The sequence below is a fragment of the Streptomyces sp. NPDC004647 genome (assembly GCF_040609575.1).
In the GTDB taxonomy this organism is placed as follows: Bacteria; Actinomycetota; Actinomycetes; order Streptomycetales; family Streptomycetaceae; genus Streptomyces.
Map to the genome: position 1 here is coordinate 1 of NZ_JBEXKU010000080.1, position 25,816 is coordinate 25,816.

Below are 25,816 nucleotides of genomic sequence, written 5' to 3' on the forward strand. Positions count from 1 at the left end.
TCGACCCGACCGGCAAGGGCCGCAAGCGATGGACCATGCGCTGGAAGGCACCCCTCAACGCATTCCAGATCGCCTTCGAGGGCCGGCTCACCCCGACCAACAGCTGAACCTCAACAACCAAGATCAGCCGTTAAATTGACACACCCGCAGATTCCGGAACCTGCGTACGAGGGGCCGGTGTCCGGGTCGACGCGGGTCAGCGGGGTCTCGTAGTCGAGGAGCAGCGCTTCGTGCGAGACGAAGCTCCATGGCGGTGCGCCCCGCCGGCTCAAGGAGCACCGTTGTGACCCTACGATGAGTCTTCGTCTGTCACGGAGGTACCGTCAGCCGGCTGCTTTCCGCGTGCGGGCCGCTGGTGCGCAGCGAGCAAGCTGCTGAGAGCGGTAAGCGTTCCAGCCGCCTCTGTGATGGCGAGGCTGTCTTCTACGGGAACCACTCCCATACCTGTGAGCACCACTTCAATGGAGGTAGAGAACATGCGCATTCGACTCGTCCAGGGGCTCGCCCTGTTGTCCACCGGCCTCCTCGCGGGCGCATTCGGCTACGGCGCGGCCAACCTCATCCCCACCTTCAATGCAGTACCGCTGGACATGCGGCTGTCCTTCCACACTGAGCTGATGAAGATGAACGGCATCACCATGCAGACGGCCATGGGACTGTCGACGATCAGCTCCCTGACACTCGCCGCCATGACTCGCGGCACGGCGAGGCGGCTCGCCGGCGCGGCTGGTCTGCTGGCATTCACGTCCTTCCTGATCACCCGGTTCGGCAATGTGCCGATCAACAGCCACATCAAGAAGTGGGCCGCCACGTCGGCCCCCGCCAACCACGCGGAGATCCTGCAGCGGTGGGAACTGTTCAACAACATGCGGACGCTTGCCGCTCTCACCGCGTTCATCCTTCTGATCGTGCTGGTCATGCGGCGGCACCGCGAAGACCAGGCAGCCACGCAGGCACAGCCCGTTGCCGCTGCAGCCTGAGAACTCCTGACGAAATGATCTTCGAGGTGGTTGGATCACTCCGGGACTGATGATCCGGGGGTGTGGGGTGGCTTGGCCGAAGCCGTGGGAAGTCGATGACGAGCTGTGGATGGTGATCGAGCCGCTGCTGCCCAAGGTGGAACGGCGGGCACGGCATCCCGGGCGCAAGCGGCATCCGGACCGGCTGGTGTTCCAGGGCATCTTGTTCGTGCTGAACACGGGGATCGCCTGGGAACACCTTCCGCAGGAGCTCGGCTTCGGCTCGGGCATGACGTGCTGGCGCCGCCTGGCGGAGTGGACTGAGGCCGGTGTGTAGCTGCGGCTGCACGAGGTTCTCCTCGCGAAGCTGCGCGGCGCGAACGCCCTGGACTTTTCCAGGGCGGCGGTCGACGGCTCTGGACCTCCCCCAGCTGCTTGGCCAGCTCCTCGGTGAGCGTGTCCAGTTCGCTCCGGCGAGCAGTGATTCGCTCCAGATCCTGCATCCCCGCGCCCTCCCACGTTCTTCCGGCGTACCGGCCCGGTGACGGATGGTAGGAACGGCACCACGACGAGCGCAGCAGAACCCGAGAACGACTCCGGCCAACAGGTCAAACGATCTTCACCATGGACACTGTCCCATGACCAGCACGAGCACTCCGACCCCCACGCACACCAGAGCCGTGACCTGCAACTTCAAGATGCACAGCTCAATGCCGCGTAGTTAGGCGGCGAGAATGATTGTCGAATCGACGGAGTCTGCCGGTTGACCTGGGGCTTGGGCCCATTGCCGGTGCAGCCGGTAGCGCCCTCGGCCGTGTCTGACCAGGAACTGTTGCGCCAGCCATTGGCCCATCTGTGCGGCAAGGCTCCGGACGTGCTCGATCTTCAAGCTGTCGGCGACTTGAGCGGGCGTCCAGTCCCGGCCGGGGGAATCCGTCAGGAGCCGGAAGACCTGCGCGCGGCGCCCGGTGTCGGTGGGATGCGGAGGCAGAGAGGCCGGCTGTTCGGGAGTGGCGAGGACGGTGATGTCCAGGTGCGTGATGGAACGGCTGGTCAGCGGCCGGTTCTCATTCGGTGTGGCACCGTAACGGGACATCGGGCACTTCACCTTGCGGGCGCTGATCCGGGGACGCCGTGCGGGGAGGAGACCGGCCAGAACGGCTCGGGCGATGCCTCCGGTGTCGGGATCATCGTCGCTGCCCGGTGCCAGCTGAGCGGCCGGGTCGGTGCGGTGATCGAGCAGCGTGGTGATCAGCATGTAGTGGTCGCCGACCCGAGTGCCGTCGCCGCAGGTGGCGGTGACGTCGACGTCGGCGGCGAGCACGAGTCGGCGTACGACCTTCGACCAGGTCCACAAGGTCAGCGGCTGGGTGTATGAACTCCCTCATGGAGCGCTGGGCCTGACCAGCCCGGATGACTTTTCGGCACCCGCAGAGTCGTCGGGGGTGTGCAGAGCAGAGTCCATGAGGGGACTTTGACAGGGTCCCTTCACGGTCGCCACCGAGAAACGCGATCGGACGGGCGTTGTCCCCTGCTGTCCCCTGCTCCGCGTCAAATGCCCATCTTCCACTGGGCTGTTGCAACGGTCACCGGTCCGTCGCAACAGCCCGATCGGGCAATGCTGAGGAAATACTCAGGTGGTCTGGCGCTTTCGACGGGCTCCAATTCGAGCACGTAGCCATTTCTCCGCAGGCCGCTCGTAGAATTGGTAGACGAATGCGCAGATCGCCGTGGTGATGACTAGGGCGAGCAAGGCCCAGCCCGCATTCGCCCAGCTGGCCTCTGCGGGCGTCATGTAGAACTCCATGATGGTTTTGCGGTTGAAGACCTCGGAAGCGATCTCGAACAGCACCGTGAAATGGAGCAGATAGAAGGCGTACGACCATTCACCGAGCGCCACCATGGGCTTGGTGCCGAGCCAGGATCGGCGCCCGGCCAGATCCTGTGCGGCGACCGCCACTACGACGAGCGCGTACAGCGGCGCGGTGACCTGGCTGAGGACGTCGTAGATGATGAGCGTCCGCCAGGTCTCCCCGCGCAGCAGCCACAGCACGAACAGCCCTGCGACCAGCAGCCCCGTGGCCGACCGGACGCCCAGCTTCGAGCGCCAGCCCTGACGCACCGCGGCGGCCGCGACCACGCCGAGGAGGAACTCCCACAGGCGCGCGATCGGCGAGTACGTGCCGAAGACGACCCCGCCCATGTCGCTCCACGAGGGCTGCGCCTGCGGCGGGTAGGCCTGCCACAGCCAGACCTTGATGCCCCAGCCGATCAGCACAAGGGTGGCCGCCGCCCAGCCGAGCCAGCGAACGGAGCGGCGGATCGTGAGCTTCGCGACAAACGGGAAGAGCGCGTAGAAGAACGCCTCGCACGCCAGTGACCAGGTGACCGGGCTGGTGCCGCCCAGAATCCAAGTCGGCACCCATGCCTGGAGGAGCAGAACCACCGAGATCGCTATCATCACATACCAGGTGGCCTGTTGGCCCTGGGCGTCGGGCAGTTGCAAAGCCAGCGGCAGCAGCGCGCCGATGACCAGCATGGGCCAGATGCGGGCGAACCTGCGCCCATAGAAGGCGCCGACCCGGTCGCCGGCCGTGTAAGTCCAGTTCAGCACAAAGCCGGAGAGCACGAAGAAGAACGTGACTCCGGACGAGCCCAGGACGAAGACGGCGTCCGTCTGCGGGAGCGGCAGCAGCGTGCTGACGTGCGACAGGAAGACCCCGAAGGCAGCGATCCAGCGCAGACCGGTGAGGGAGTCAAGGCGGGCCGCCGGCTGCGCGGAAGCCGAGGGGGAGACGGGCGGGGATTCTCGTCTTTCGGTAGAGAAAGTCATGGCAGTGACACCAGCCATTCAGCGACGACGGGAAGAGAGAACAGTTCGGGGACGGGTCCCGGATATTTAGACTTGACGGCGCGTTATGAGCAGGTTGCAGTAGTGGCTGCCCACGATGGGGTATTCCAACATACAGCGGTGAAAGGACTGTTAAGCGGAAATAAATTGGCGCGCGCTGTCGTCAATCCTTTCTTCTTTGCTGGTCCGGGCTTGGCGTCAGCCGTTAACCTGCTGTCGCGCATGCCTAACTAGCCCGCACAGAATCGAGGAATGTCATGCGACGATTTCCGTACGGCGCGGCGATGGTGACCGGGGCGTCGAGCGGTATCGGCGAGGGATTCGCCCGCCGCCTCGCCCAGGAGGGCGTAAACCTCGTCCTTGTCGCGCGGCGGGGCGACCTCCTCAAGCAACTGGCCGACGAACTCGAGTCCCAACACCACGTACAGGTCGAGGTGATGCCGCTCGACCTCACCGACGAGAGTCAGATCAGCGCCGCCGAGGAGCGCCTTTCCGATCCAGAGCGGCCCATCGAACTGCTTGTGAACAACGCCGGATCGAGCGGTTCCGGAAGATTCGCCGAACTGCCGCTGGAACGCGAGGTGCACACGGCGACGCTCAACGCCCTCGTGCCGCTGAGGCTGTCTCACGCCTGTCTGCCCGGCATGATCTCCCGCGGCGCCGGCGGCATCATCAACGTCTCTTCTCTGGCCGCCCTGTTGCCCAAGCCGGGCTCCGCGACCTATGCGGCGTCCAAGGCCTTCCTGTCCTCGCTGAGCGAGAGCCTCGCCATGGAGGCCGGGCGCCATGGGGTGCACATCACGACGGTGCACACCGGCCTGACCCGCTCCGAATTCCACGCCGCGGCCGGGGTGTCCACGGACACCCTGCCCAAGATCAGCTGGCTCACCCCGGATCAGGTTGCCCGCGCCGGCCTCGAGGCGGTGGCCGCCGGGCAGCCTGCCACGGTGCCTGGCATGTCGTACCGCATCCGGATGCCGCTGATGCGAGCGATGCCCCGGTCCATCGTCAGGGCCATCATGCGACGCGTCTACAAAGTCTGAGAAATAGACTTCAGACGCGTCTGCACAGTCTGATCCAGACGAAAGGGCCCACTCACATGACCGCACAGCGCAGCACCATCTCCCCTCGGCACAAGGCACGCAACCGTGTCGTGATCTTCTTCCACCGCATAGGCCTGCCGTTCGGGCCGATGCATCTGCTGACCGTGCCCGGCCGTAAGAGCGGGGTTCCCCGGACCACTCCGGTGGCCCCGGTCGTCGTCGCCGACGAGCGCTACATCGTGCAGGCGTACCCGAATTCAGACTGGGTCAAGAACGCGCGGGACGCCGGGGGCGGTGTGCTCACCCGGGGGCGGCGCGCGAAGACGGTGGACCTGGTGGAGGTGCCGGAAGAGCAACGCGGACCCGTTCTACGGGAGTTTCCCGGCCAGAACCCCAGGGGCGTCGCTGCATTCGTGCGCAACGGCCTGGTGGGCTCCGGCTCTCCAGACGGCTTCGCAGCGGCCGCGCCGCACGTGGTGGTGTTCCGCGCCACGCCGCGTACGGGCGGGGCGAGTTAGCGACAGGAGATAGCAGGCCCCCTCGGACAATCCGAGGGGGCCTGCTGTGTTGCGGTGTGCGCCACGTGCGCCAAGTGCGTGAGGTGGGGCCAAGTGCTCAGTGAGGTATGGCCAGTTCCTCGTCCAGCGCCGAGGACAGCGGCCGGCCGTGCACATCGACGCCGGTGGTGAGGTAGCTCAGCTCCCTCGGACCCTCGTGCCGCAACCAGTGCGCCATCCGGCGCAGGTCCTCCGGCTTGGGGTGGACGAACCGGCGGTTCGGGTCCCGAATCCCGAGATGTTCCAGCACCACGGGCGAGTTCTGCACCGTGGTCATGAGGTCCTTGCCCGCGTCGGCAGCGGCGCGCTCGCCGCGGTCCACCGCCTCGCACAGCCGCACCATCTCGTCGAAGAGCGCCTTGTAGCCTTGCGAGCCGGGGACCGGAAGCCCCGGGTAGGCCGTCTTCTCCATCTCTCGCAGCACCCCGTCGTCGCCGGACTCCAAGAAGCGCTCCGTGAACCGGTCGAAGCGCAGATTGATCGGCACTTCGGCGGCGCACCAGATGCGGTAGACGGCATTCCACAGGGCGTGGTCGGCGAACGAGATAAACGAGCAGTTGACGAGCTCGTCGTTGTAGCGGATCAGGCCCTGCTGCAGCTCCTCGACGTAGCGGAAGCGCTCCTCGTCGAAGTCGTCCTCGGCGAGCGCGTCAAGGATGCGCCAGACAAGGGAGTTGATCAGTTCTGCGGTGTTGGCGAGGCCGCGCGAATACAGCGGATCGATGAACCCCCCGGCGTGCGACATCAGACACCAGCGGTGGCCCACCGTCTGGCTGGACGCGTACTGGATGCGCCCTGCCGAGACCCAGGGCCGCACGGTGCGGGCCTCCTTGAACAGCCGCTCCACCGCTGGGAAGCGCGCCGCGAACTGCCGGAACTCCTCTTCGGGGCTGATGTCGTCCGGCTTGGGGTAGAGCCGCTCGTCCAGGGTGAGACCCACGCTGATGAGGGGGTTCCTCGAGTCGGGCGTGTTGTTGAACGGGATCGACCAGAACCAGCCCCGCTCGAAGAGGTGGTGCATGGTGCCCTCCACCCACGGGATGGGCGGCGCGTCCTCGGGCCCCACGCGCAGGCATTCATCGGTGGGGCGGACCCCGACCATGTGCGTGAACATCGAGCGGGAGTGGTGCTTAAGGTCCTTCGGCGGCTTGCGCAGCGCCAGGTGGTCGGCGACCGGCGAGCGAAACCCGCTGGCATCCACCAGGTAGCGGCCCTCGTAGCGGTCGCCGTTCTTGTCGATGACGGCGACGTAGTCCTCCTCCAACTCGACGTTCTCCACGGGGAACGCCTGGCGCACATCGCAGCCGTAGCGGATGGCCGTGTGCAGCAGATACGCGTCCGAGTCCTGGCGGAAGAGATGGCTGGTCTGCAGCCCCTTCGACGGCGGGCTGAACTGGAGGAACTCGGCGGGGTCGGGCTCCTTGCCCTCCTCGTGCCGGATGAAGCCGAAGTGCCGCTTGGTGCCGCTGGTCGGGGCGATCTGGTCGCGGTAGCCCACGTAGGAGGTGAGCGGCTCCAGTTCGGGCACACCGTAGCGGCGGGCGAGCAGCCGGAACAGCTTCAGGGTGTAGTGCGTCGTCGACTCCCCCACGGCGAACCTGGGGTGCACTCCACCATCGAGCAGCAAAACGGAGACACCCTGCTTGGCCAGGATGGCGCCCAGAGTCGACCCGGCGATGCCGGAGCCCAGGATGATCACGTCATGGCGGCGGGGGGTCGTGGGGCGCGTCCCGGGGTGATAGGCGGACGGCTGTCCGGGCATGGTCTTCCTCCCTGTAGGTCATATCTGCAAGACGTCCGGGGCATCGCGGAGAGCCGCGGTGCCCCGGACGTGTTCCTTGGGTGCCGGTACCGGCGACGGAAGGGGGAGGGTCGTCGGAGCCCGGCGTGGGAGGCGTCAGCCCCTGGCACCTCGCGCGCCGGCCGGCGGACCACCCATGCCGCCACGGACACCCGGCGGCGGACCAGGAATATCACCGTGGGCTCCGGCCTCCGGCATAAAGCCGCGCATCTGGTTGCGGTTGGCGAGCTCCTGCATCTTCGCCCAGTCGGGGCGGCCGTTGGCGGTCAGCTCGGCCAGGCCGATGAAGAAGTCCTCGACGCCGCCAGGGGTCGCGATGACCAGCAACTGGCCCGGCTCATCACCGACGTTCAGGAAGCGGTGGGGAACACCACGCGGGCCATAGACGACCGTGCCGGCCTCGACGACGTCGGAGACCCCGCCGACCTCGAACTCATAGCGACCCTTGTTGATGAAGAAGGCCTCGTCCGCGGTCTCGTGAATGTGCAGCGGCGGACCGCTGCCGGGCTGGGTGGTGATCTGGTAGAAGCTGTAAAGGCCGCCGGTGTCCTCCTTGCGGAGCAGGAATCGACCTTCCTCACCGAACCAGCAGACTGGCTCGACGTCGTCTCGGCTGACTATCTTTCGCTCGGTCTTCGACATTTCCTTGCCTTTCGCTCGGAACATCGGGGAAGAAATTTCTTGCGGTAGGACTACCGGCTGGTCAATCGGCCAGTGGAACTGGTTCAGCGGCCCGTGGAAACAGAATCAGCGGCCGATAAAGAGGCGGATAAGGCCGGACAAAGCAACTGTTGACGGCGGTTACACCATGGTCGTTCCGCCGTCTGTGACGAGGCAGCCGCCGGTGACATACGAGGCCCGCTGAGAGGCGGCGAACGCGATCACCTCGGCCACGTCCTCCGGGGTGCCGTTGCGGCGCAGCGCCGCACGCTCCGCCGCGGCCTGGCGCTGCGCCTCGGGGATGTACTGGGACAGTTCCGTGAGGATGAGGTTGGGTTCGACGGCGTTGACCCGAACCCCGTGCGGGCTCACCTCCATGGCAAGCGTCCGCACGGCGGCCTCAACTCCCGCCTTGGCGATGGCGAGTGACAGAAAGCCCGGCGAGGGCCTACGGGCGAGGGCCGCACCGACTGCCACGACCGAACCGCCGCCGCGGGCGACCATGTCGGGCAGGACCGCCCGCGTGGTCAGGAACAGCGCCTTGAGCTGCTGGGTGACCACCAGCTCCAGGTCGTCCCAGGTCAGCTCCGTCGCCGGGGCGATACGGAAATCGTGGGCACCCAGGCCCGCGGCATTGAGCACCAGAACGTCTATGGGCCCCAGTTCGGCCGTGGCGCCGGCGACCAGAGCGCTCACCTGCTCGGGATCGGTGACATCGCCCTGGAGCGCGACCGCCTGGCCGCCTCGACGCCGGATGGAGTCCACGACCTCCTGGGCCGCTTCCGCTCCCTTGCGGCAGTTGACCACCACCTGGGCGCCCCTGGCGGCCAGCAGCCGCGCCGTGGCGGCGCCGATGCCCCTGCTGGCACCGGTCACCAGGGCGACCTTGCCGTCGAACTCAGGCGGCTCGGGCCCGGCGTCGTCGGTGACGTCGGTGGCGGGCTCGTTCGTTTGGCTCTCCGCGTGTGCTGCGTTCACCAGGGATAGCTCCTCAACTCACCAGTGGAACTCGGTCATTGATCGGTACGGTTGTGCGCGGTCACACCCACGCCAGCCAGCAGCCGCACAGCGCGACGCAGAAGGCGAGCAGCGCGGACGCCGTACGCCGGCGATTGGCGCGGGCCCAGCGGTCGCGCAGCGTCCGCCAGTCGTCCGGGATCTCTCCGGCCGCGGCCCACTCGTCGATACGCCGGTTCATCCGTACGTTGCGCAGTTCGGACACCAGGGCGACGCCCACCACCCCGGCCAGGGCGACCGCGAAGGCCGTCTTGGCGGCGACGCCCGGAGCCAGGAAGGAAAGCCCGAGGCCGGCGGCCAGAGCCACCTTGTTGACCGTGGGCATCAGCGGGTCGAAGCCCGGGTCGAGAGCCCGGTGCACCTCGGACCAGGTCTGCCGGGGCAGCTGCAGCAGCATGGGCACGATGGCCCGTTCGACGGCGATCAGCACGCCGGCAAGCACTCCCGTGCACAGGATGAAGACAACGGCCAGAGCAGCGGTCAGCATGACGCGCCCTCACTCCCCGCCAGGCTCGGCGGCCAGGGCGGCCGACGGGATGGGGCCGCGCTCCAGGCGCTCGTCCAGCATCAGCGAATAGCTCTGGCCGCGGGCGACGTTGTCGAAGAACGCGTACATCATGAGATCGCGCAGTCGACTCAGCGCCGTACTGTGCACGAGCCCCAGCGTGCCGATGCGCCATGAGGTGGTGGTCATGTCCGCGGCACGGGCCCGGCGTGCGGACTCGAACGCACGGAGCGTAGCGGGCACGGCGTCCGGCTCCGCCCGCCCCAGCATCCCCGCGAGCACGACCCCGCTCTCGATGGCCTGGCCGGCGCCCTGACTCAGATTGAGCGTCATCGGGTGCGCGGCGTCGCCGATGAGCACGACGCGGCCCTGGGTCCAGCCGCCGCCCGGGGGCCGGTCGTGGATGCTCACCGGCAGGATCGCCTCTTCCTCGGTGGCGGTGATAATCCGGCCGATGGGCTCGGGCCAGTCGCGGTAGGCGGCGGCAAGCGCCGAGCGGCGCATGTCCGCGATGGTGTTGATTCCGGCCGCCGCCCGGTCGCTGGTGATGGCGTCCCAGTAGACCTCGTTCTCGTTCAGGCGGCAGTACAGGAAGCGCAGGCCGCCCTTGCCCCACAAGTTGAAGAACGTGCCGGTGGGCACCACGGATTCGCCCGGCAGCCGGGCGATGGCCTGCCACGCCGTATATCCGGCGTACCGCGGTGGCGGCTCGAAGCCCCGCCGCATCACGCCGCGGACCGTGGAGCGCAGCCCATCGGCGCCAATCAGCAGATCTCCGCGGGCGGTTGAGCCGTCCTGGAAGCGGGCGGTGACACCCTCGGCGTCCTGGGTATAACCGATCAGCCGCGAGCCGAGGCGGATCCGGTGATCACCCACGGCCTCGGTGAGCACCTTGTGCAGAGAAGAGCGGCGCAGGGCGCAGGCCGGTGCGCCGCACTTCTCCGTCGGTCCGTCCAAGTGCCAGCGCGCCAGCCGCCTGCCGGTGTCGGAGCGGAACTCGTGGAAGCGCATACGAACGGAGTCCGCCGCGACAGCCTCGTCGAGCCCGAGCCGGCGCAGCGAGAGGAAGGCGTTGTGCCAGAGCATGAACCCGCCTCCCGTCAGCAGCCGTCCGGGGGAGGGGCGCGCCTCGAACACCTCTGTCTCGATGCCCTGCCGCAGCAGTCCTGCCGCCGTGGTGAGCCCGCCGATACCGGCGCCGATCACCAGGGCCTTGCGGATGGTCGCCATGGTCGCCGTCCGCTCAGCCGGCGTTCGGCACGCTGTCGAGCCGCTGGCGCAGGTCGTAGACCCGCCGCTCGATGCCGCCGTTGCTCCAGTACGGGAACATGGGCGCCGCGATCTCCATGTGCGTCGGAGAGTCCTCCCAGGCGCGAAACACCTTCTCGCTCTCCCACTCGGCGAGCAGGATGTAGCGGCCGGGCTCCTCAACATCGCACAGCAGCTCGTCCCGGATGTGACCCGGCGTGCCGCGGACGGCGGAGCTGACCTCGCGATAGGCCTTCTCGAAGGCCTCCTTGTCCTTCTCCTCGATACGGGCAGACACCATGACGCGTACGGGCATGACTGATCACCTCTGGTTGGTGGGGTGGGCGGGTACGTGCTCGACCTTTTCGAGCACGCGTTTTGCTGCGGATTCGCGGAACTGCTCCAGACGGGAGCTGAGTTGCTCGCGTTCGGGGCTCTTCTGGAAGGCTTCCAGGGCGGCCCAGTCGGCCCAGTCGGCCATGATCAGGTGGGTGCGCGGATGGTGTGGATCCCGCAGCAGCGTCTGGCCGACGCTGCCCGGCAGCCGCGCGGCGGCCTGTGCCGTCTCCAGCCAGGTCGCACGGAACTCGTCCTCACAGCCCTCACGGACCGTCATCTCCAGCACGCTACGCAGCACAGTGTTCGGGCTCCTTTCCGGTCGGATACGGCTTCGGTCGCATACGGCCCCGTCAAGAACCGCTGTGGTCAGATGCCGCCGTCGACGTCGAGCGTGGCGCCGGTGATGTAGCGGGCGGCGCCCGAGACGAGGAACAGCACCACGTCCGCGAGCTCTTCCGGGCGGCCAAGGCGCCGCAGCGAGATCATCTGCTCGTAGCGGGCTCGCCCCTCTTCGGTGACGGCCTTCATCTGGTCGGTCTCGACCAGACCGGACGCGACGCAGTTGACGCGGACACCCCGCGGGCCGAGCTCCTTGCCAAGGGCGCGGGTCAGGCCCATCACCCCGGCCTTGGAGGCCACGTAGTGGGCGGCGCCCGGCATCCCGTGGTGGGCGACGGCCGAGCTGATGTTCACGATCGACGCGACATCGGCGACGTACGGCAGGGCCCCGCGGATCACCTGGTACATGCCGGTCAGATTGGTGTCGAGGATGCGACTCCATTCCTCGGGAGCCAGGTCCTCCAGGGAGTGGTGGCTGATGACCCCGGCGTTGTTCACCACGGCGTCGATGGCGCCGTAGGTCTCATGCGCCGTGGCGCACAGCTGCGCGGCCTGTTCGTGGTCCGCTATGTCGCAGCGCACCAGATTGCCCTGCGCGCCCTGCTCGTTCAGCTCACGCCGCAGGGACTCGACCGCCTCGCTTTCGGTCACGTAGCAGGCGGTCACCGAGGCGCCCTGCGCGGCGAGTGCAAGGACGGTGGCCCGGCCGATGCCCCGGGAGCCGCCGGTGACCAGGACGTGCTTGCCCTTGAGTGCGAAGTCCATCTTGTTCACCGCGCCACCGCCGCACCGGCGCGGTTGCGGGCCGCAGCCTCAACGCGCTCCTTGATCAGCGCCAGCTGAATCTTCGAGTTCTTGTTGATGCGCTCGACCATGGCCGCGTCGTCCACGGGCGCCTCGCGCTTCATGTGGAACTCCTGCACCCAACGCATCTCCACACCGCCCTCGGTCTCCCGGTAGGTCCAGTGGATGTTCATAAACGCGAAGGGGCCGGGCTCGACGCGGTATGCGGTCACCTTCTTGTTCTCCCGGTCCGTGATCCGCTCGGAGATCCAGCTCCAGACCTTGCCGTCGTCCTCCGGGTGGAGGGCGAGACGGAACCGCACGGTGTTCCTGTCGCGCTGCAGGATCTCGGCGGAGGCGTACTCGCTGAACAAGTTCGGCCAGTTCGCCACATCGTTGGTCATGTCCCACACCACGCTGAACGGCGCATCGATGACGATGCTGTTCTCCGTGCGCGCGGCGGCCGGCTTCAACTGGTCATTGATCAGCGTGAAGATCTCGGGGAAGCAGGTGGCGCCCTCGGCGTCGACCTCGATGTGGTAAGTGTTCTCCACTTCCGTGATGACGTTGATCAAGCCCAGGGAGTCCACCCCCATGTCCTCAATGGTCACGGTGGGGTCGTCCACCTTCAGCACCTCGTCTGGAACTCCGGTGCAGCGCTGGACGATGGAAAGGAACAACTCGTAGGTGAGGGGCGAGGTCATGATGCCGATCCTTTCGGTCTCACATGGATGTGCTGGGTCGGGCGTCATGGGGTCACGCCGCGTATGACAAGGGCGGAGTTGAAGCCGCCGTAGCCCCTGGCGATCACCAGGGCGGTACGCATCGGCGTCTCGCGGGCCTGGCTGACGAGGTCGATCTGGAGACCGGCGTCCGCCGTGATGCCCGCGCCGGTGGGCGGGATGACCTGCTCGCGCAGCGCGAGCAGCGCGGTGACGACGTCGAGTGGCGCCCCACCCGCATACAGCCGCCCGTACTGGGCCTTGGGGGCCGTGACCGGCACCCCGCGCGGCCCGAACACCTCGACGAGGCAGGCGGCTTCGGCACGGTCGAGCTCGGGTGTGCCCGCCGCGTCGGCGAAGACCACGTCGACCTCCTCCGGCCGTACGCAGGCGTCGGCGAGGGCCAGCTCGACGGCTCGGCGCAGGGCGGTGGGACCGGTGCCGTGGGCGGCGCCCGGTGCCGGGTCGAACGTCGCGGCGTGCCCGGCGATCTCCCCGTACGGCCGCTCGACACCGCGCTCGCGGGCGCTGTCCTCGGCCTCCAGGACGAGGATGGCGCCGCCTTCGCCGGGGACATGGCCGCATGCGGCCGCGTCGAACGGCAGATAGGCGCGCTTCGGGTCGCTGCCGGTGCTCAGCCGCTTCGACGTGGTCTGGCAGGCCAGCGCGTACGGGCTCAGCGGGGCCTCGGTGCCACCGGTCAGAACGACCTTCACGTCCCCCTGCAGCAGCGTGCGCCGGGCCTGTGCGATGGCGTCCAAGCCGCCGGCCTGCTCGGTGACGGCGACCCCGCAGGGCCCCTTCATACCGTGCCGGATGGAGAGTTGGCCGGTCGTAGCGGCGTAGAACCAGGCGATCGACTGGTACGGGCTCACATGGCGCGGGCCGCGCGACCACAGGGCCTGGATCTCGCGCTGCCCGAACGCGTTGCCTCCGGAGGAGGAGGCGGTGATGACACCGAGTTCGTACGGCGAGAACGCCTCGGGACGCACCGCGGCGTCGCGTAGCGCCTCCTCGCCGGCCAGGAGCGCGAACTGACTCCAGCGGTCGGTCTGGATGGCCAGCTTGGGGTCGACGTCCGGCAGCGTCTCGTCGCCGGAGACCTCGCCGACCACGCGAACCGGGAAGTTATCCGCGTCGAACCGGGTCACCGGGCCGAGGCTGCGTCGGCCCTCGAGGACCGAGCGCCAGAAGGCGTCGGCACCGGTGCCGCCCGGCGCGATCGCCGAGATCCCGGTGACCACGGCGCGGCGCGTGCTTGTCGTCGTATCAGTCATCGCTCACCGCCGAGCCAGGCGCGGTGAGCACCATGGCCGTCTGGAAGCCGCCGAAGCCGCTGCCCACGCTCAGGACGGAGTTGGTCTCATGGTCACGTGCGGTCAAGGGGACGTAATCCAGGTCGAGTTCGGGATCGGGGTGGTGCAGATTGGCCGTTGGCGGCACCGTGTCCATCTCGATCGCGAGGGCGCACGCCGCCAGCTCCAGGGCGCCGATCGCGCCCAGCGAGTGCCCGACCATCGACTTGATCGAGCTCACCGGCACGCGGTAGGCGTGCTCGCCGAGCGAGGCCTTGAACGCGGCCGTCTCATGACGGTCGTTCTGCCGGGTACCCGAACCATGGGCGTTGATGTAGTCGATGGCCTCGGGCGCCAGTTGGGCGCGGTTCAGGGCCACCCGCACGGCCTCGGCCAGCTCCACCCCATCCGGGCGCAGCCCGGTCATATGGAAGGCGTTGCTGCGCTGTGCATACCCCGCGACCTCGCAGTAGATACGGGCGTCGCGGCGCCGCGCGGCCTCGGCCTCCTCCAGGATCAGTACGGCCGCCCCCTCGCCGAGCACAAAACCGTCGCGGTCCCGGTCGAAGGGGCGGGAGGCGCGTTTGGGGTCGTCGTTATTGGGTGAGGTGGCCTTGATGGCGTCGAAGCAGGCGACCGTAATCGGGGAGATGGGCGCGTCGGTGGCGCCGGCCACGACCAGGTCGGCCGACCCGTCCTCGATGAACTGGGCGCCCTGCGCGACGGAGTCGAGCCCCGACGTACAGCCGGTCGACACCACCCGGACCGGCCCCTGGGCGCCGGCGGCCCACGCCACCTCCGCACCGAGGGCACTGGGCACAAGGGCCCGATACAGATGTGGGTAGGGATCGTCCGCGTTCACCACCCACTGGCTGCCGCCCCCGCTGACCTGGACGTACTGCTGCTCCAGCGTGATGGTGGAACCGACCGCGCTGCCGACCGAGACACCAATGCGGTGCGGCGCTACGTCCCCGGTCTCGATGCCGCTGTCGGCGAGCGCCTCGCGCGCGGCGACCACGGCGAACTGCGAGCAGCGGTCCATGCGATGGATCTCGTCGGGCGCAAGGCCGGACGCGGCCGCATCGAAGTCACACTCGGCGGCGATCCGGGAGCGGTACTCCGAGGCGTCGAAGTGCGAGATGGCGCGGGTGGCCGTGCTGCCCTCGGTGAGCAGCTGCCAGAACGCCTTGGTGCCGATGCCACCGGGAGCGATCACGCCGATCCCGGTGACCACAGCGCGTCGGGGGCTCATGCGGACTCCTGTTCCAGCAGCGGTTCGGTGTCCACATGGCCGAGCTCGGGCCGGGGCGCGAGCGGACCCAGCTGGAACACAAGGAAGGCCGGGACGTCGCCGGGATTCTCAAGCCGGTGGCGGACGTTGATCTCCAGGTGGAGGGCCTCTCCCGCGCTCAGCGACACCGGCTCGCCGTCGATCCGCGCCATGATCGCGCCGTTGACGAGATACAGGAACTCCTCGGAGTACGGGTGGTAGTGCTCAGTAACCACCTCGCCGGGCTCCAGGGTGAGCACCCCCATGAAGCCCGCCGTGGCACCGGACGTGGCCGGGCTGAGCAGGGTGCGCAGATCTCCGCCCCGGCGCCGGTTGGGCGCGACGTTGTCTGCTGCGATCTTGGTCATTCGTTCGCTGGCCATGCCAGGTTCTCCTTCGGTGTCCGTGCGGGCGTGAGTTCGCGTCCGGCCCGGCGACCCCGTTGTCGCCGTGGGTGAGAGGTGCGTAAGCGGTCAGCTGTCCGCGTGCCAGGTGTAGAACTCCTGGGCCATGGCGTCCTTGGGGCCGCGCCAGGTCCGCGGGTCGTAGGCGGTGATGTATGCGCTCAGCTGCTCGCCGATGTCCTGGAACAGCTCATGGCCGCGCACCTCATCGATCGCCGGGCGGACATCGTCGTCGGCCGCTATGTAATGCATATAGAGATCGTGGAAGCGAAAAAGTCGGCGTTCCCGGACTCCGATCAGATGAGGTAGTTCTCCGGCGTCGGACTGCCCGAAGATGCGCTTCACGTCGTTCTCAGCGTTCGGCTTCATGCGAGCCACGATGAGGGTACTGCGCATTCTTTTCCCTTCCGTTCCAGATGCGCCGCACGGCGAGGCGCCTCGATAAGACTCACTCGGGTCGATAAAGCGCGGATGAGGGCAGGGAAAAACCGGCTACGGAAAGGCTTCCGAGCAGCGAAGAAACGGCCCCATGCGGGCCTCTACACGACCGGGAAGACGCCCGAGGCAACGGTCATGGGCATCTCCTGATTTGCCCAGTCTACGCGTGCCGCGAGCTTGGCTCCGACTACAAATACGGCTTTTACCTGCGACTTTGCTAGAGACGCCAGGCGTCGGTACCGCTGCTTCGGACGAAAGTATGAGGGGTCTCATCCTTTGGCCGATAGGCGATCCCGAGTCCCCGTCGTTACGGTATTGCCACGCCGAACCCGATGCTATTTCTGGTGCTGCACAGTCGCCCGTGAAGATGACCTAATGCTTTCACTCCAAGGGGTCAAAAATGGAAATCCTGGCCGTTTCTGAATCCAAGAAACTGCGCCCCGCGCCCGTGGATGGAGGGGTGTTCCGTGAAGTATGTGGCCAGTTTGTCACCGGCGTTGCGGTGATTACCTGTCAAGGCAGTGACAAGGAGCCGGTCGGTGTCACGGTGAATTCGTTCACCTCGGTGTCACTCGATCCGCCGCTCGTGCTCTTCTGCATCCATAGAGATTCCAGAGCAATGCCGGCCATTCGCGGGTCCGGCGGTTTCGCGGTCAATATCCTTGCTTCCGACCAGGCGGGGGTGTGCCGTGCGTTCGCCGCCCGTGACACCGCCGGCTTCGGCGAGTTGGCCCACCGCTCCGGGGTGACCGGATCGCCGGTGATCGACGATTCGCTTGCCTTCCTCGACTGCCGTCTGCACGACCTGTACTCGGCCGGCGACCACGAGATCGTCCTCGGCGAGGTCGTCGACCTTGGACTGCTCCGCGAGGAGCAGCCCCTGGCGTTCTTCCGAAGTTCCCACCCGCGGCTGGAGGGTGACGCATGACCGTGCTCATGGAAGCCGGGACGGCTGTTCAAGCGCAGGCGGTCGCCCAGGCGGAGTCGGCCACCGGGCACACGGTGGCCCTGCGGCTCCTCGGGCCACTGGAGGTCTACCTGGGCCCGGCCGAAGTCGCCCTGCCCCAGCGCAAGTTGCGCCAGCTCCTTGCCACCCTGCTCATCCGCCCCAACGCCACTGTCTCCAACGAGGCGCTGATCTGCGAACTGTGGGATGACCAGCCGCCGGCCACCGCCCTGGCCGCGCTGCGCGTGTATGTCTCACAGCTGCGCAAGTTCCTGATCCGGCACGGGCTCGACGGCCGGTGGTGCACCCTGCGGACCCGGGCCCCCGGGTACCAACTTCAGGTCACTGATGGCATCTTGGACACCGTATGCTTCGACCGGATGGCTGCCCTTGCCTGGGAGTCCGCGGAGGCCGGCCACCACGAACTGGCCTCGCGCCAGTACCGCGAGGCACTGGCGCTGCGCCGCGGCCCCGCGCTCGAAGGCCTCCGCGACAGCCCCGCGCTCGCGGGTGCCGCCCTGCAGTACGACGAGGCGTGGCTGACCGCGCTGAAGCGGCGCATCGATCTGGACCTATTGCTCGGTCGTCATCCAGAACTGGTGGGTGAGCTGCGCCGGTTGCTTGCGGAGGATCCGCTCAACGAAGGCTTCTGCGCGCGGCTCATGATGGCCCTGCACCGCAGTGGGCGCAGCGGCGAGGCGCTCGCCGCCTACCGCCGCACCCGCGGCCAGCTGATCGAGGAGCTCGGCATCGAACCGGGCCTGGAACTGCGCAGGGCCCACCAGGCTGTCCTCACCGACGACGTGGCTCTCCCGCTCGAGTCACGGGCCTCGGCCTGACCGCATGCAGCTATTTAGGAGATGACAGCGGCAGTTGAGGAAGCGAAGGATCATCTGAGGTGCGTCTTTCCGGGGGCACGGCCGGGCGCGCCGGAACGGAAAACATCAGAAAGCGGAGTAATGACCAACTCGTCTCCCCAACCTCCGACAGGCGGGCGCAGAGCCCGTACGTTCTACCGTGCGACGACCACGCTGATGGCATTCACGGCCCTGGTGCAGGTTGGCCTGGCCGGTGGCTATCTCGGCGGCGACTACGACTCGCTGGCCATGCATCAGATCAACGGCTTTGTGCTCGCGGGTCTCGCGCTCATCACGTTGATCATCGCGATCTGGTTCCGGCGCACCGGCGGCCCGAAGTGGCAGGTGCCCGTCTCCATCGTGCTGTTCATCGCCGTACCCGTGCAGGCGACCATCGGCACCAACCGCATAGTGCCCGTGCACATCGCCCTTGGTGTGCTGATCGTGAGCACCATCGCCGTTCTGGTGACCTTGGCCTGGATCGCCCCCGGCGCACCCGCGCAGACCGACACTGAGTCCGCCGAGTCCGAGCGGAACGCGGAGCTCGTGTCATGAGGAGACGACAATTCCTCGGCGGCAGCGCGCTCGGTGTCGCAGGACTCATCGGAGTCGGTGTGCCGCTGGTGGGCAGCGCTCGCCGCGGCGGGCAGGGCGTGAGCCCCGGCAGCCTGCTGACGTCAAGGGCGAAGCTGCCCAAGCCGTACGAAGTGAAGCTGCCGATCCCCAAGGTCCTGGAGCCCGTGAGTTCGAGCGGGACCACCGACACGTACGAAATCACCCAGCAGGTCGCCGACTTGGAGATCCTGCCGGGACTGCGCACACAGGCGTGGACGTACGGCGGTACCTTCCCCGGTCCCACCCTGGTCTCGCGCTCGGGCCGACGCACCCGGGTCAAGCATCGCAATGAGCTGCCGCAGCCGACCGTGGTGCATCTGCACGGCGGCCACGCGCCGGCCGACAGCGACGGGTACCCCACGGACCTGATCCTGCCGGCGGACGGCAGCATCTCGGCCGACCAGGCCACGGCCGCGATGGTGGAGGGCATGCACGGCCACTCGGCCCATGGCCGGCCCCCCGGCACGCTCGGGATGGCCAAGGGCGAGCGCACGTACACGTATCCCATGAACCAGCCGGCGGCCACGCTCTGGTACCACGACCACCGGATGAGCTGGACGGGTCTGAGCGTGTGGCGCGGACTCGCCGGATTCCACCTCGTCCAGGACGACGAGGAGGAGCAGCTCCCGCTGCCCAAGGGCGACCGGGACATCCCCCTGCTGATCGCGGACCGGGCGTTCGAGGAGGACGGCTCGTTCCGCTATCCGCTGACGGACACCAAGCTGCTTCGGCCCGGTATCACCGATGAGTTCATGGACGGCGTCCTGGGAGATGCCATCCTGGTCAACGGTGCGCCCTGGCCGGTGCACGAGGTCGACCGCGCCCACTACCGGCTGCGGGTCCTCAATGGGTCCAACGCCCGCCCGTACACGCTCCAGTTCGACCAGCAGCCATCGGGCGGGCAGGCGTTCGCCCAGGTCGGCAGCGACGGTGGACTCCTTGAGCGTCCCGTGCGGCATGACGCGATCCATCTCGGCACCGGCGAACGGGCCGACGTGGTCGTGGACTTCTCACGTTGGCGGGCCGGCACCAGGGTGCGCCTGGTGAACACGCTCGCCGATGGCACGGCGCGCGAGGTGATGGCGTTCGACATCAAGGCCGGCGCCGTCTCGGACGACGCGAAGGTGCCGGATAAATTGGTGCGCTTCCCGCGTCTTGACCCGGCGAAGGCCGTGATGACCCGCGACTTCCACTTCCGGCAGGACAGGTACGGCTGGGTCATCAACGACCAGCCCTACAAGCCGGGCCGCGCCCTGGCGCGCCCGAAGCTGCGGCAGTTGGAGATCTGGCGGTTCACCACCAACCAGCGCCACCCCGTGCACGTCCACCTGAATCATTTCCAGGTGCTCTCCCGGAACGACGTCGCTCCGGGTCCGTACGACGTGGGGTGGAAGGACACCGTCGATCTTCCGTCGACTCAAACGGTCGAGGTTGCAGTGAAGTTCACCGACTACGCGGGCACCTTTATGCTCCACTGCCACAACCTGGAGCACGAGGACATGGCGATGATGGGCGACTTCGTCACCGAGTGACCATCGCGTGAGTCCCTACGCAGGTCCGGCACCCTCGCAACGCGGGGGTGCCGGACTTTGTGCTGAGGGGGCCGCCGGTGCGCCGCGCTCGTGCCCCTGAGGTCGTCGCAGTGGCGATTGCAGGCAACAGCGTTCTTTGCAGCGGCTTTAGCGCGCTGTACGAGCATGCACATATGCGCTCTCACGTCGCCCGCCTGCTGCGCTTCTTCCTGGATGGACTGATCGGCCTCGGTCAGGGGTGGGTCTACATTCCGGCTCCTCCGCTGGACGAGCCCGCCGCGGGACACCCCGAACGGCTCTGCCCGGACCAGCCCTTGACCGAGACAGAGCGCGGCCTCGCGCGCCAACTGGCCGATGAGGGCGAGATGAAGCGGTGATGAAAGGTCCCGGCCGTACGTCCCCTTGGAGGTCTTATGTCACTTGGAGAACGGGGCGACTCGGTCCCGCGTGATGCTCTGCCCGTGCCAGGTACCCGCCATCCAGGGATAGCGCTGGCCGTCTTGGCCGCGGCCTACCTGATGGTCGTGCTCGATGCCACGATCATGAACGTCGCCCTGCCGAGCATCCAAGCCTCGTTGAAGGTGTCCGCCGAGAACCTGGCCTGGGTCGTCAACGCCTACGCCCTCGCCTTCGGCGGGCTGCTGTTGCTCGGCGGCCGCGCCGGAGATCTGTTCGGCCGCCGCCGTGTCTTCCGGGCGGGTATCGCCGCCTTCGCCCTGGCCTCACTGCTCGGCGGCCTCGCCCCGAACTCGGGGCTGCTGATCGCCGCACGTGTGGTGCAGGGCATCGCCGCCGCGGTCGCCGCGCCCACCACGCTCTCGTTGATCGCCACGACCTTCACCGAGGGCAAGGAGCGCAACCGGGCCATGGGCGTCTACGCCGCCATGGCCGGCGTCGGCTCGACACTAGGTCTGCTGCTCGGCGGCCTGCTCACCGAGTACCTCGACTGGCGCTGGGTACTCCTTGTCAATATTCCCATCGCAACGGGCGTGCTCCTTGGCACCGTTGTGCTCGGCGAGGGCGACCGAGCGAAGGGGAAGCTGGATATCCCGGGCGCCGCCACGGGGACCGCCGGCCTGCTCGCCCTTGTCTACGCGATCACTCGCGGCGGGGAGAGCGGCTGGGGCGACGGCCTCACCCTCGCTTGCTTCGCCGCCGCCGCAGTGCAGCTCGCCGTCTTTCCCGTCATCCAGGCGCGCAGCCGATACCCCTTGCTGCCCCCGCGCCTGCTGCAGGACCGCAATCGCGTCGGTGCCTACGCGACCATGTTTCTCGTCGGTGTCGGTATGTTCGCTGCGTTCTACTTCCTGACGTTGTATATGCAGCAGGTGCTCGGCTACAGCGCCGTCCAGACCGGCCTTGCCTATCTGCCGTTCAGCCTCGGGGTCAGCCTGATGGCCGGGATCGGGGCCAAACTGGCGGTCAAAGTGCCGCCACGACTCCTGGTCGCACCCGGCATGGCGGTCGCGGTGGCCGGGATGCTCTGGCTCAGCCGGCTTACGCCGCACTCCTCCTATACGACCGAGCTGATGCCGGCCATGTTCGTCGCCGCGGTCGGACTTGGCATCACCTTTGTGCCGCTGACGCTCAGCGTGTTGCGCGGAGTTGACGAGACGGACTCGGGCAGTGCATCGGCGTTGCTCAACACCACGCAGCAGGTCGGCGGAGCAGTGGGTCTGGCCACGCTGGCCACGCTGTCCAACGCGGTCGCGAACCAGCGGCTGCCGGACGCCGACGAGGTCTACTTCACCGGCTTGCGCACACGGGACTTCACGTTGGTGGAGCGCGCCGTGGACGCCATGACCCATGGATACGCCTGGGGGTTCATCGGCTCGGCGCTGGTGTTCGCTGTGGGCATGCTGATGGGAGCAGTCGTCATCGACGCGGGCAAGCGGAATCGGACTAGGGTTCCTCGACAAGCCGCACCGGGCACCGGGTGGACCCACCAGCCTAGTAGATCAAGGGAGTTATGACGAGCCGAAAGGTTGAGCGGGAATTAGTTGAGTGTTCAATCATTGCTTTCCGCCCGGAGACGGGGACTTGGGGCGTCCTTGCAGGTCAGGCAGAGTGGGCAGCAAGAAGGTGATCATGTAGCGTGCTGCTCGCGCAAGGCCAACCGCTGATGCTTAGTCATGTCGACTGGTCTGGCGTGCGTGTTCTGCGGAATTTGTCACAGATTGAAACGGGGGTCGGTGGAATTCCGCAGCTTAGGGCTGGTTGAAGTCGCGCAAGTCAGCGATTTCTTTCTCACGGCGAAGCCTTGCTCAAGTCGGTTCTCGCGGGGAAGTAGCAGAGGAAATGCGGTCAGACATCACGCGTGCCGATCGGCCCTTCGTCGGCAGGGAGACGCAGCTCAAGGCCATTGAGGTCGCTACTTGCAGGACAAACGGAGCGCTCCTCATCGGCGATTCAGGAGTCGGGAAGAGCAGCCTGCTGCGCGCCGCGCTTGACCGGGCGGCTCGAAGCGGTGCAATCGTGACGCGGCTGAATGGCGCGGGCGGGCCCACACACGGCGCGCTCACCGAGCAGCTCGACCGGCATCCCGGCCCAGGGGAACGCCGCGTGGTCGGCGTCGACGACGCTCATCTGGTCGACCCACACACGGCTGCTCGACTATACGGCTTGGTGTGTGACGGCCGGGCATCCGTCCTGGCAGCCATCCCCGCCCGCGCCCAAGCACCGGATGCGATCAACCGCCTCTGGGTGGAAAAGCTGATCGAGCGCCTGGAGATCGGCGCATTCGATCGTTCGGATGTCGCCAAGGTCCTCACCGCCAGGCTCGGCGGACATGTGGCGGCCGATACCTTGGAGCGGTTCTGGGAACTCACCCTCGGAAACGCCTTTATGCTCCAGGAACTGACGGACCACGCGCTCACCGAAGGCAGCCTGCGCCGTGTAGGGGACAGCTGGCAGTGGCCCGGCCTGACGGGAAAGCTGGACGGTCGTCTGGCCGATCTCGCCCAGCTGCTGCTCGGCGAGTTGGCCCCGGACGAATGCGAACTCGTCGACTTGGTGGCGCTCGCCGGGTCCCTGGAGGTCGATTTGCCGGTCGTCGCCGAACTATCAGACGCGGCCGAGGCGTTGAACCGACGCGGCATCCTGGTGGTCGAACGCGAAAATCTACGCCTGCGGTTGCGACTGGCCCACCCGATCTGCGGGCCCGCCACCGTGTCGTCGCTGCCCGTGCTCACGGCACGTCGGCTCCGGCTCCGGATCGCAGATGCAATCGAACGCACGGGAGCCCGCCGACGCGACGACATGGCACGCATCGTTGCGCTCCGGCTCGACGCGGGAAGGATTCCGGATGGCGCCCAGCTGCGGACCGCGGCCAGGACCGCGCTACGCCGCCAGGACTTCGCGCTTGCCGAACGGCTGTGCCGGCTGACCGGCGCCGCTGACGACGGCACGGCGCTCGCGGTCGCCCTGCCACTGGGCCAGGCCCTGGCCGGTCAGCACCGCCACCTCGAGGCCGAGACCCTTTTCGCGCGGCTGCCGAACACCGGCGCGGTCTCGGCCGAGTCCGCGGCAGCGCTACGGGACCGAGTGCTCAACCTGGTCTTCGGGCTACAGAGGATCGCCGACGCCGAGGCCATCGTGGATGAGGCGGTCGCGGCAGTCGGAGCGGACGGACACGGAACGTTTCTGGGCGCTTGGGCACTCGTACGGCTGCTCGCCGACCGCCTTGACGATGTGCTCGTCTTCAGCGAGGCCGTGTCGGCGCAGCCGCCGGGCTCCTTTGTGGCGCAGCAGGCCCTGCCTGTCCTCGCGTTCGCCCGCAACGAGCTGGGTGACACCGACGGTGCGCTCACCCTGCTGCGGAACTTCCCTCCTGCCCTGGATACTTGGGACGATGAGGCCCGTCTCTTGCACCGAGTGGTGCTTGCGCGTGCCGTCCTCCAGGCCGGTGGCCCGGCCGCGGCCGCCGACCTGCTGGACAGGCCATGGGATTACGAAGCCGAGGACGATCCCCGCTACCGCTTGCACATCGCCCTGCTCAAGGCGCAGTCGTACCGAAGTTCCGGCCGGCCCGCCGAGGCGGTCGATCTTCTCCGGCAGGCCGCTGCCCATCAGGGCCCGGGCGACTGGCTCACCACCAAGGCCTGGACACTCGCACAGCTCGCGGGCGCGCTCGCCGAGGCCGGTGAGAACACGGAGGCGATGCGCACGTTGGTCGAGGCCCGTTCAGCACATGAGAGCACGGTGCCCTACTCCCTCGTCTCGGACGCCATGGCGATGGAGCGGGCGCTGGTCCTCGCGCATGTCGGCGACCATGCCGACGCCGTGCGTCAGGCGTTGAAGGTCGCGGACAGCGCCGGCGCCGCAGGGCGCCGTACCCAGGCACTCTCCGCGCTGCACCTGGCGGCCCGCCTTGGCACGGCCACGGAGGCCGTCGATCGGCTGTCCGGGATGTCCGGCCCGGCCGGCTCCGGATTCGCCGTGCTGCAGGAGAGCCATATACGGGCGCTCGCCGCGAACGACGGGGATGCCCTGGCGGCCGTTTCCGTGCGCTTCGCCGCCCTGGAGCTGCTGCCGCTGGCGGCAGAGGCCTCGGCCCAGGCGTGCCGCGCTCAGCAGGCAGCCGGGCGGCACCGCAAGAGCCGTGCCGCACGGGCCGCGAGCCGGAACCTGCTGGCCCGGTACGACAGTGCATTGCCGGGGTGGGCGGCCCTCGGGCCCTCGCAGGACTGCGGGTTCCGCGCCGAACTCACCATCCGCGAGCTGGAGGTTGCGGCATTGGCCGCCGCGCGGCTGTCCAACCGGGAGATCGCCGACCGCCTCGTCGTATCCGTCCGCACGGTGGAGAACCATCTGCACCGGGCCTACGGAAAGCTCGGCGTCGCCACCCGCGCCGAACTCACACACCACCTGGGCTTTCGCTCTACGTCGTCCGATCGGGAATCACTGTGAGGGACGGTCGTCGCCTTGGTGGGCCGGTGCCGGTGCCGGTACCGGTGCGGGGGCGAGATGGCCGACGATGCGGGTGAGTTCGGCGGAGTAGCGCTCAGCGAACTCCTTGGAGGTGGGGTCCAGGCCGGTGACAGCGCGTACGACGTTCGGGAGGGCCGAGCCGGCTGCGGTCGCCGCGAACAAAGTGAGCAGGAGATACGCCGGGGCGATATCGGGCGCGATTTCGCCGGCGGCCTGACGGCGGCGCAGGTCCTCCACGTGCTGCTGCAGCCGCGGCTGCAGGTGCGGGTCATCGGAGGCGTCGGTCAGGCCCGCCCAGATGAGTAGCCGGCCCCGTTCCGGCTCGTCGACATTGACCTTGAAGTATCCGGTGACGACCTCGGACAAGGGCCGGCCCGGGTCGGGAGGGCTGTTGTCCCGCTCGTGCCAGCGCCGGATGAGTTCCCGATAAAGGCCTTCTTTACCGCCGAAGTAATAGGAGATGAGTTGGGTGTTCACGCCCGCCCGGCCGGCGATGTCGCTGGTGCGGGTGGCGGCATAGCCGTGCGCGGCGAATTCGCTGAGCGCCGCGCGCAGAATCTTCTGCCGCGTCCGCTCCGGATCCCGTCGGCGTTCCTCCCCGGTCACTGCCCTGCGCTGCTGTTGTCGCGTCACGCTGAAACGATATCAGTCACCCAAGTGACTTTTTCCATACAGCAGTTGACAGTTTCACTTGACTGAGTGAAAG

26 protein-coding genes and 2 pseudogenes are annotated in these 25,816 nt (G+C 67.7%); 11 read left to right on the top strand and 17 right to left on the bottom strand.

Features of this window, described 5'->3' with window-relative positions:
- Positions 1 to 476 precede the first annotated feature (476 nt).
- Complete coding sequence (locus tag ABZW18_RS27805; protein WP_356192475.1) at positions 477 to 980, top strand: DUF1772 domain-containing protein; 504 nt, start codon at positions 477 to 479, stop codon at positions 978 to 980.
- A gap of 49 nt (positions 981 to 1,029) precedes the next feature.
- Positions 1,030 to 1,377 (top strand): annotated as a pseudogene (locus ABZW18_RS27810) (transposase); the annotation flags it as partial.
- Between the two features lie 303 nt (positions 1,378 to 1,680).
- On the opposite strand, the gene ABZW18_RS27815 reads toward ABZW18_RS27810, so the two are convergent.
- On the bottom strand, positions 1,681 to 2,316 hold the full coding sequence (locus tag ABZW18_RS27815) for a hypothetical protein (protein WP_356192478.1): 636 nt from the start codon (positions 2,314 to 2,316) through the stop codon (positions 1,681 to 1,683).
- 276 nt (positions 2,317 to 2,592) lie between these two features.
- Positions 2,593 to 3,792, bottom strand: a complete 1,200-nt coding sequence (locus ABZW18_RS27820; protein WP_356192481.1) for an acyltransferase — start codon at positions 3,790 to 3,792, stop codon at positions 2,593 to 2,595.
- A gap of 275 nt (positions 3,793 to 4,067) precedes the next feature.
- Between ABZW18_RS27820 and ABZW18_RS27825 the strand changes: the two genes are divergently transcribed.
- Entirely contained in the window at positions 4,068 to 4,853 is a 786-nt protein-coding gene (locus tag ABZW18_RS27825; protein ID WP_356192484.1) for an SDR family oxidoreductase, read from the top strand.
- Positions 4,854 to 4,909: 56 nt separating this feature from the next.
- Entirely contained in the window at positions 4,910 to 5,371 is a 462-nt protein-coding gene (locus tag ABZW18_RS27830) for a nitroreductase/quinone reductase family protein (protein WP_356192487.1), read from the top strand.
- Between the two features lie 97 nt (positions 5,372 to 5,468).
- Here ABZW18_RS27830 and ABZW18_RS27835 read toward each other — a convergent pair whose 3' ends face one another.
- The 14 genes and pseudogenes from ABZW18_RS27835 to ABZW18_RS27900 all read right to left on the bottom strand — a co-directional run bounded on the left by ABZW18_RS27835 (position 5,469) and on the right by ABZW18_RS27900 (position 16,189).
- The gene (locus tag ABZW18_RS27835; RefSeq protein WP_356192490.1) at positions 5,469 to 7,172 is read right to left on the bottom strand and encodes a tryptophan 7-halogenase; all 1,704 of its coding nucleotides are present in this window, start codon (positions 7,170 to 7,172) and stop codon (positions 5,469 to 5,471) included.
- Between the two features lie 135 nt (positions 7,173 to 7,307).
- On the bottom strand, positions 7,308 to 7,853 hold the full coding sequence (locus ABZW18_RS27840) for a cupin domain-containing protein (protein WP_356192493.1): 546 nt from the start codon (positions 7,851 to 7,853) through the stop codon (positions 7,308 to 7,310).
- A gap of 159 nt (positions 7,854 to 8,012) precedes the next feature.
- Complete coding sequence (locus tag ABZW18_RS27845; RefSeq protein ID WP_356192496.1) at positions 8,013 to 8,849, bottom strand: SDR family oxidoreductase; 837 nt, start codon at positions 8,847 to 8,849, stop codon at positions 8,013 to 8,015.
- A gap of 61 nt (positions 8,850 to 8,910) precedes the next feature.
- Positions 8,911 to 9,375, bottom strand: coding sequence for a DUF1772 domain-containing protein (locus ABZW18_RS27850; protein WP_356192499.1), 465 nt, complete (start codon positions 9,373 to 9,375; stop codon positions 8,911 to 8,913).
- Between the two features lie 9 nt (positions 9,376 to 9,384).
- Complete coding sequence (locus ABZW18_RS27855) at positions 9,385 to 10,623, bottom strand: FAD-dependent monooxygenase (RefSeq protein ID WP_356192502.1); 1,239 nt, start codon at positions 10,621 to 10,623, stop codon at positions 9,385 to 9,387.
- Between the two features lie 13 nt (positions 10,624 to 10,636).
- On the bottom strand, positions 10,637 to 10,957 hold the full coding sequence (locus tag ABZW18_RS27860; RefSeq protein ID WP_356192505.1) for an antibiotic biosynthesis monooxygenase family protein: 321 nt from the start codon (positions 10,955 to 10,957) through the stop codon (positions 10,637 to 10,639).
- Between the two features lie 6 nt (positions 10,958 to 10,963).
- Positions 10,964 to 11,278 (bottom strand): antibiotic biosynthesis monooxygenase family protein, encoded by a 315-nt coding sequence (locus ABZW18_RS27865; protein WP_356192508.1) that lies wholly within the window; start codon positions 11,276 to 11,278, stop codon positions 10,964 to 10,966.
- 68 nt (positions 11,279 to 11,346) lie between these two features.
- Positions 11,347 to 12,084: an SDR family NAD(P)-dependent oxidoreductase gene (locus ABZW18_RS27870; RefSeq protein ID WP_356192565.1), complete on the bottom strand. Its 738-nt coding sequence runs from the start codon at positions 12,082 to 12,084 to the stop codon at positions 11,347 to 11,349.
- Positions 12,085 to 12,089: 5 nt separating this feature from the next.
- Positions 12,090 to 12,575 (bottom strand): SRPBCC family protein, encoded by a 486-nt coding sequence (locus tag ABZW18_RS27875; protein ID WP_356192568.1) that lies wholly within the window; start codon positions 12,573 to 12,575, stop codon positions 12,090 to 12,092.
- Positions 12,576 to 12,635: 60 nt separating this feature from the next.
- Positions 12,636 to 12,854, bottom strand: a pseudogene (locus ABZW18_RS27880) (acyl carrier protein); the annotation flags it as partial.
- Positions 12,851 to 14,101 carry a ketosynthase chain-length factor gene (locus ABZW18_RS27885; RefSeq protein ID WP_356192511.1) on the bottom strand — a complete coding sequence of 417 codons (1,251 nt, stop codon included), beginning with the start codon at positions 14,099 to 14,101 and terminating at the stop codon, positions 12,851 to 12,853. The pseudogene ABZW18_RS27880 and the gene ABZW18_RS27885, both read right to left, overlap by 4 nt.
- Entirely contained in the window at positions 14,094 to 15,371 is a 1,278-nt protein-coding gene (locus tag ABZW18_RS27890) for a beta-ketoacyl-[acyl-carrier-protein] synthase family protein (protein WP_356192514.1), read from the bottom strand. Before ABZW18_RS27890 ends, ABZW18_RS27885 begins: the two co-directional genes overlap by 8 nt.
- The gene (locus ABZW18_RS27895) at positions 15,368 to 15,772 is read right to left on the bottom strand and encodes a cupin domain-containing protein (protein ID WP_356192517.1); all 405 of its coding nucleotides are present in this window, start codon (positions 15,770 to 15,772) and stop codon (positions 15,368 to 15,370) included. Before ABZW18_RS27895 ends, ABZW18_RS27890 begins: the two co-directional genes overlap by 4 nt.
- Positions 15,773 to 15,862: 90 nt before the next feature.
- On the bottom strand, positions 15,863 to 16,189 hold the full coding sequence (locus ABZW18_RS27900; protein WP_356192520.1) for a TcmI family type II polyketide cyclase: 327 nt from the start codon (positions 16,187 to 16,189) through the stop codon (positions 15,863 to 15,865).
- Positions 16,190 to 16,631: 442 nt separating this feature from the next.
- On the opposite strand from ABZW18_RS27900, the gene ABZW18_RS27905 reads away from it, so the two are divergent.
- From ABZW18_RS27905 to ABZW18_RS27935, 7 genes are all read left to right on the top strand, one after another.
- Positions 16,632 to 17,159, top strand: a complete 528-nt coding sequence (locus ABZW18_RS27905; RefSeq protein WP_356192523.1) for a flavin reductase family protein — start codon at positions 16,632 to 16,634, stop codon at positions 17,157 to 17,159.
- Entirely contained in the window at positions 17,156 to 18,016 is an 861-nt protein-coding gene (locus ABZW18_RS27910) for an AfsR/SARP family transcriptional regulator (protein WP_356192526.1), read from the top strand. Before ABZW18_RS27905 ends, ABZW18_RS27910 begins: the two co-directional genes overlap by 4 nt.
- Positions 18,017 to 18,211: 195 nt before the next feature.
- On the top strand, positions 18,212 to 18,589 hold the full coding sequence (locus ABZW18_RS27915) for a hypothetical protein (protein WP_356192529.1): 378 nt from the start codon (positions 18,212 to 18,214) through the stop codon (positions 18,587 to 18,589).
- Positions 18,586 to 20,181 carry a multicopper oxidase domain-containing protein gene (locus tag ABZW18_RS27920; protein WP_356192532.1) on the top strand — a complete coding sequence of 532 codons (1,596 nt, stop codon included), beginning with the start codon at positions 18,586 to 18,588 and terminating at the stop codon, positions 20,179 to 20,181. The genes ABZW18_RS27915 and ABZW18_RS27920 overlap by 4 nt, the downstream gene beginning before the upstream one ends.
- A gap of 173 nt (positions 20,182 to 20,354) precedes the next feature.
- Positions 20,355 to 20,558: a DUF6059 family protein gene (locus ABZW18_RS27925; RefSeq protein WP_356192535.1), complete on the top strand. Its 204-nt coding sequence runs from the start codon at positions 20,355 to 20,357 to the stop codon at positions 20,556 to 20,558.
- An 84-nt stretch (positions 20,559 to 20,642) separates the two neighbouring features.
- A complete protein-coding gene (locus ABZW18_RS27930) occupies positions 20,643 to 22,154 on the top strand; it encodes an MFS transporter (RefSeq protein WP_356192538.1) in 1,512 nt (503 codons plus the stop codon).
- A gap of 325 nt (positions 22,155 to 22,479) precedes the next feature.
- On the top strand, positions 22,480 to 25,089 hold the full coding sequence (locus tag ABZW18_RS27935; protein WP_356192541.1) for a LuxR C-terminal-related transcriptional regulator: 2,610 nt from the start codon (positions 22,480 to 22,482) through the stop codon (positions 25,087 to 25,089).
- Here the strand turns inward: ABZW18_RS27935 and ABZW18_RS27940 are convergent.
- Entirely contained in the window at positions 25,081 to 25,743 is a 663-nt protein-coding gene (locus ABZW18_RS27940) for a TetR family transcriptional regulator (RefSeq protein WP_356192544.1), read from the bottom strand. The genes ABZW18_RS27935 and ABZW18_RS27940 overlap by 9 nt on opposite strands.
- Between the last annotated feature and the right edge of the window lie 73 nt (positions 25,744 to 25,816).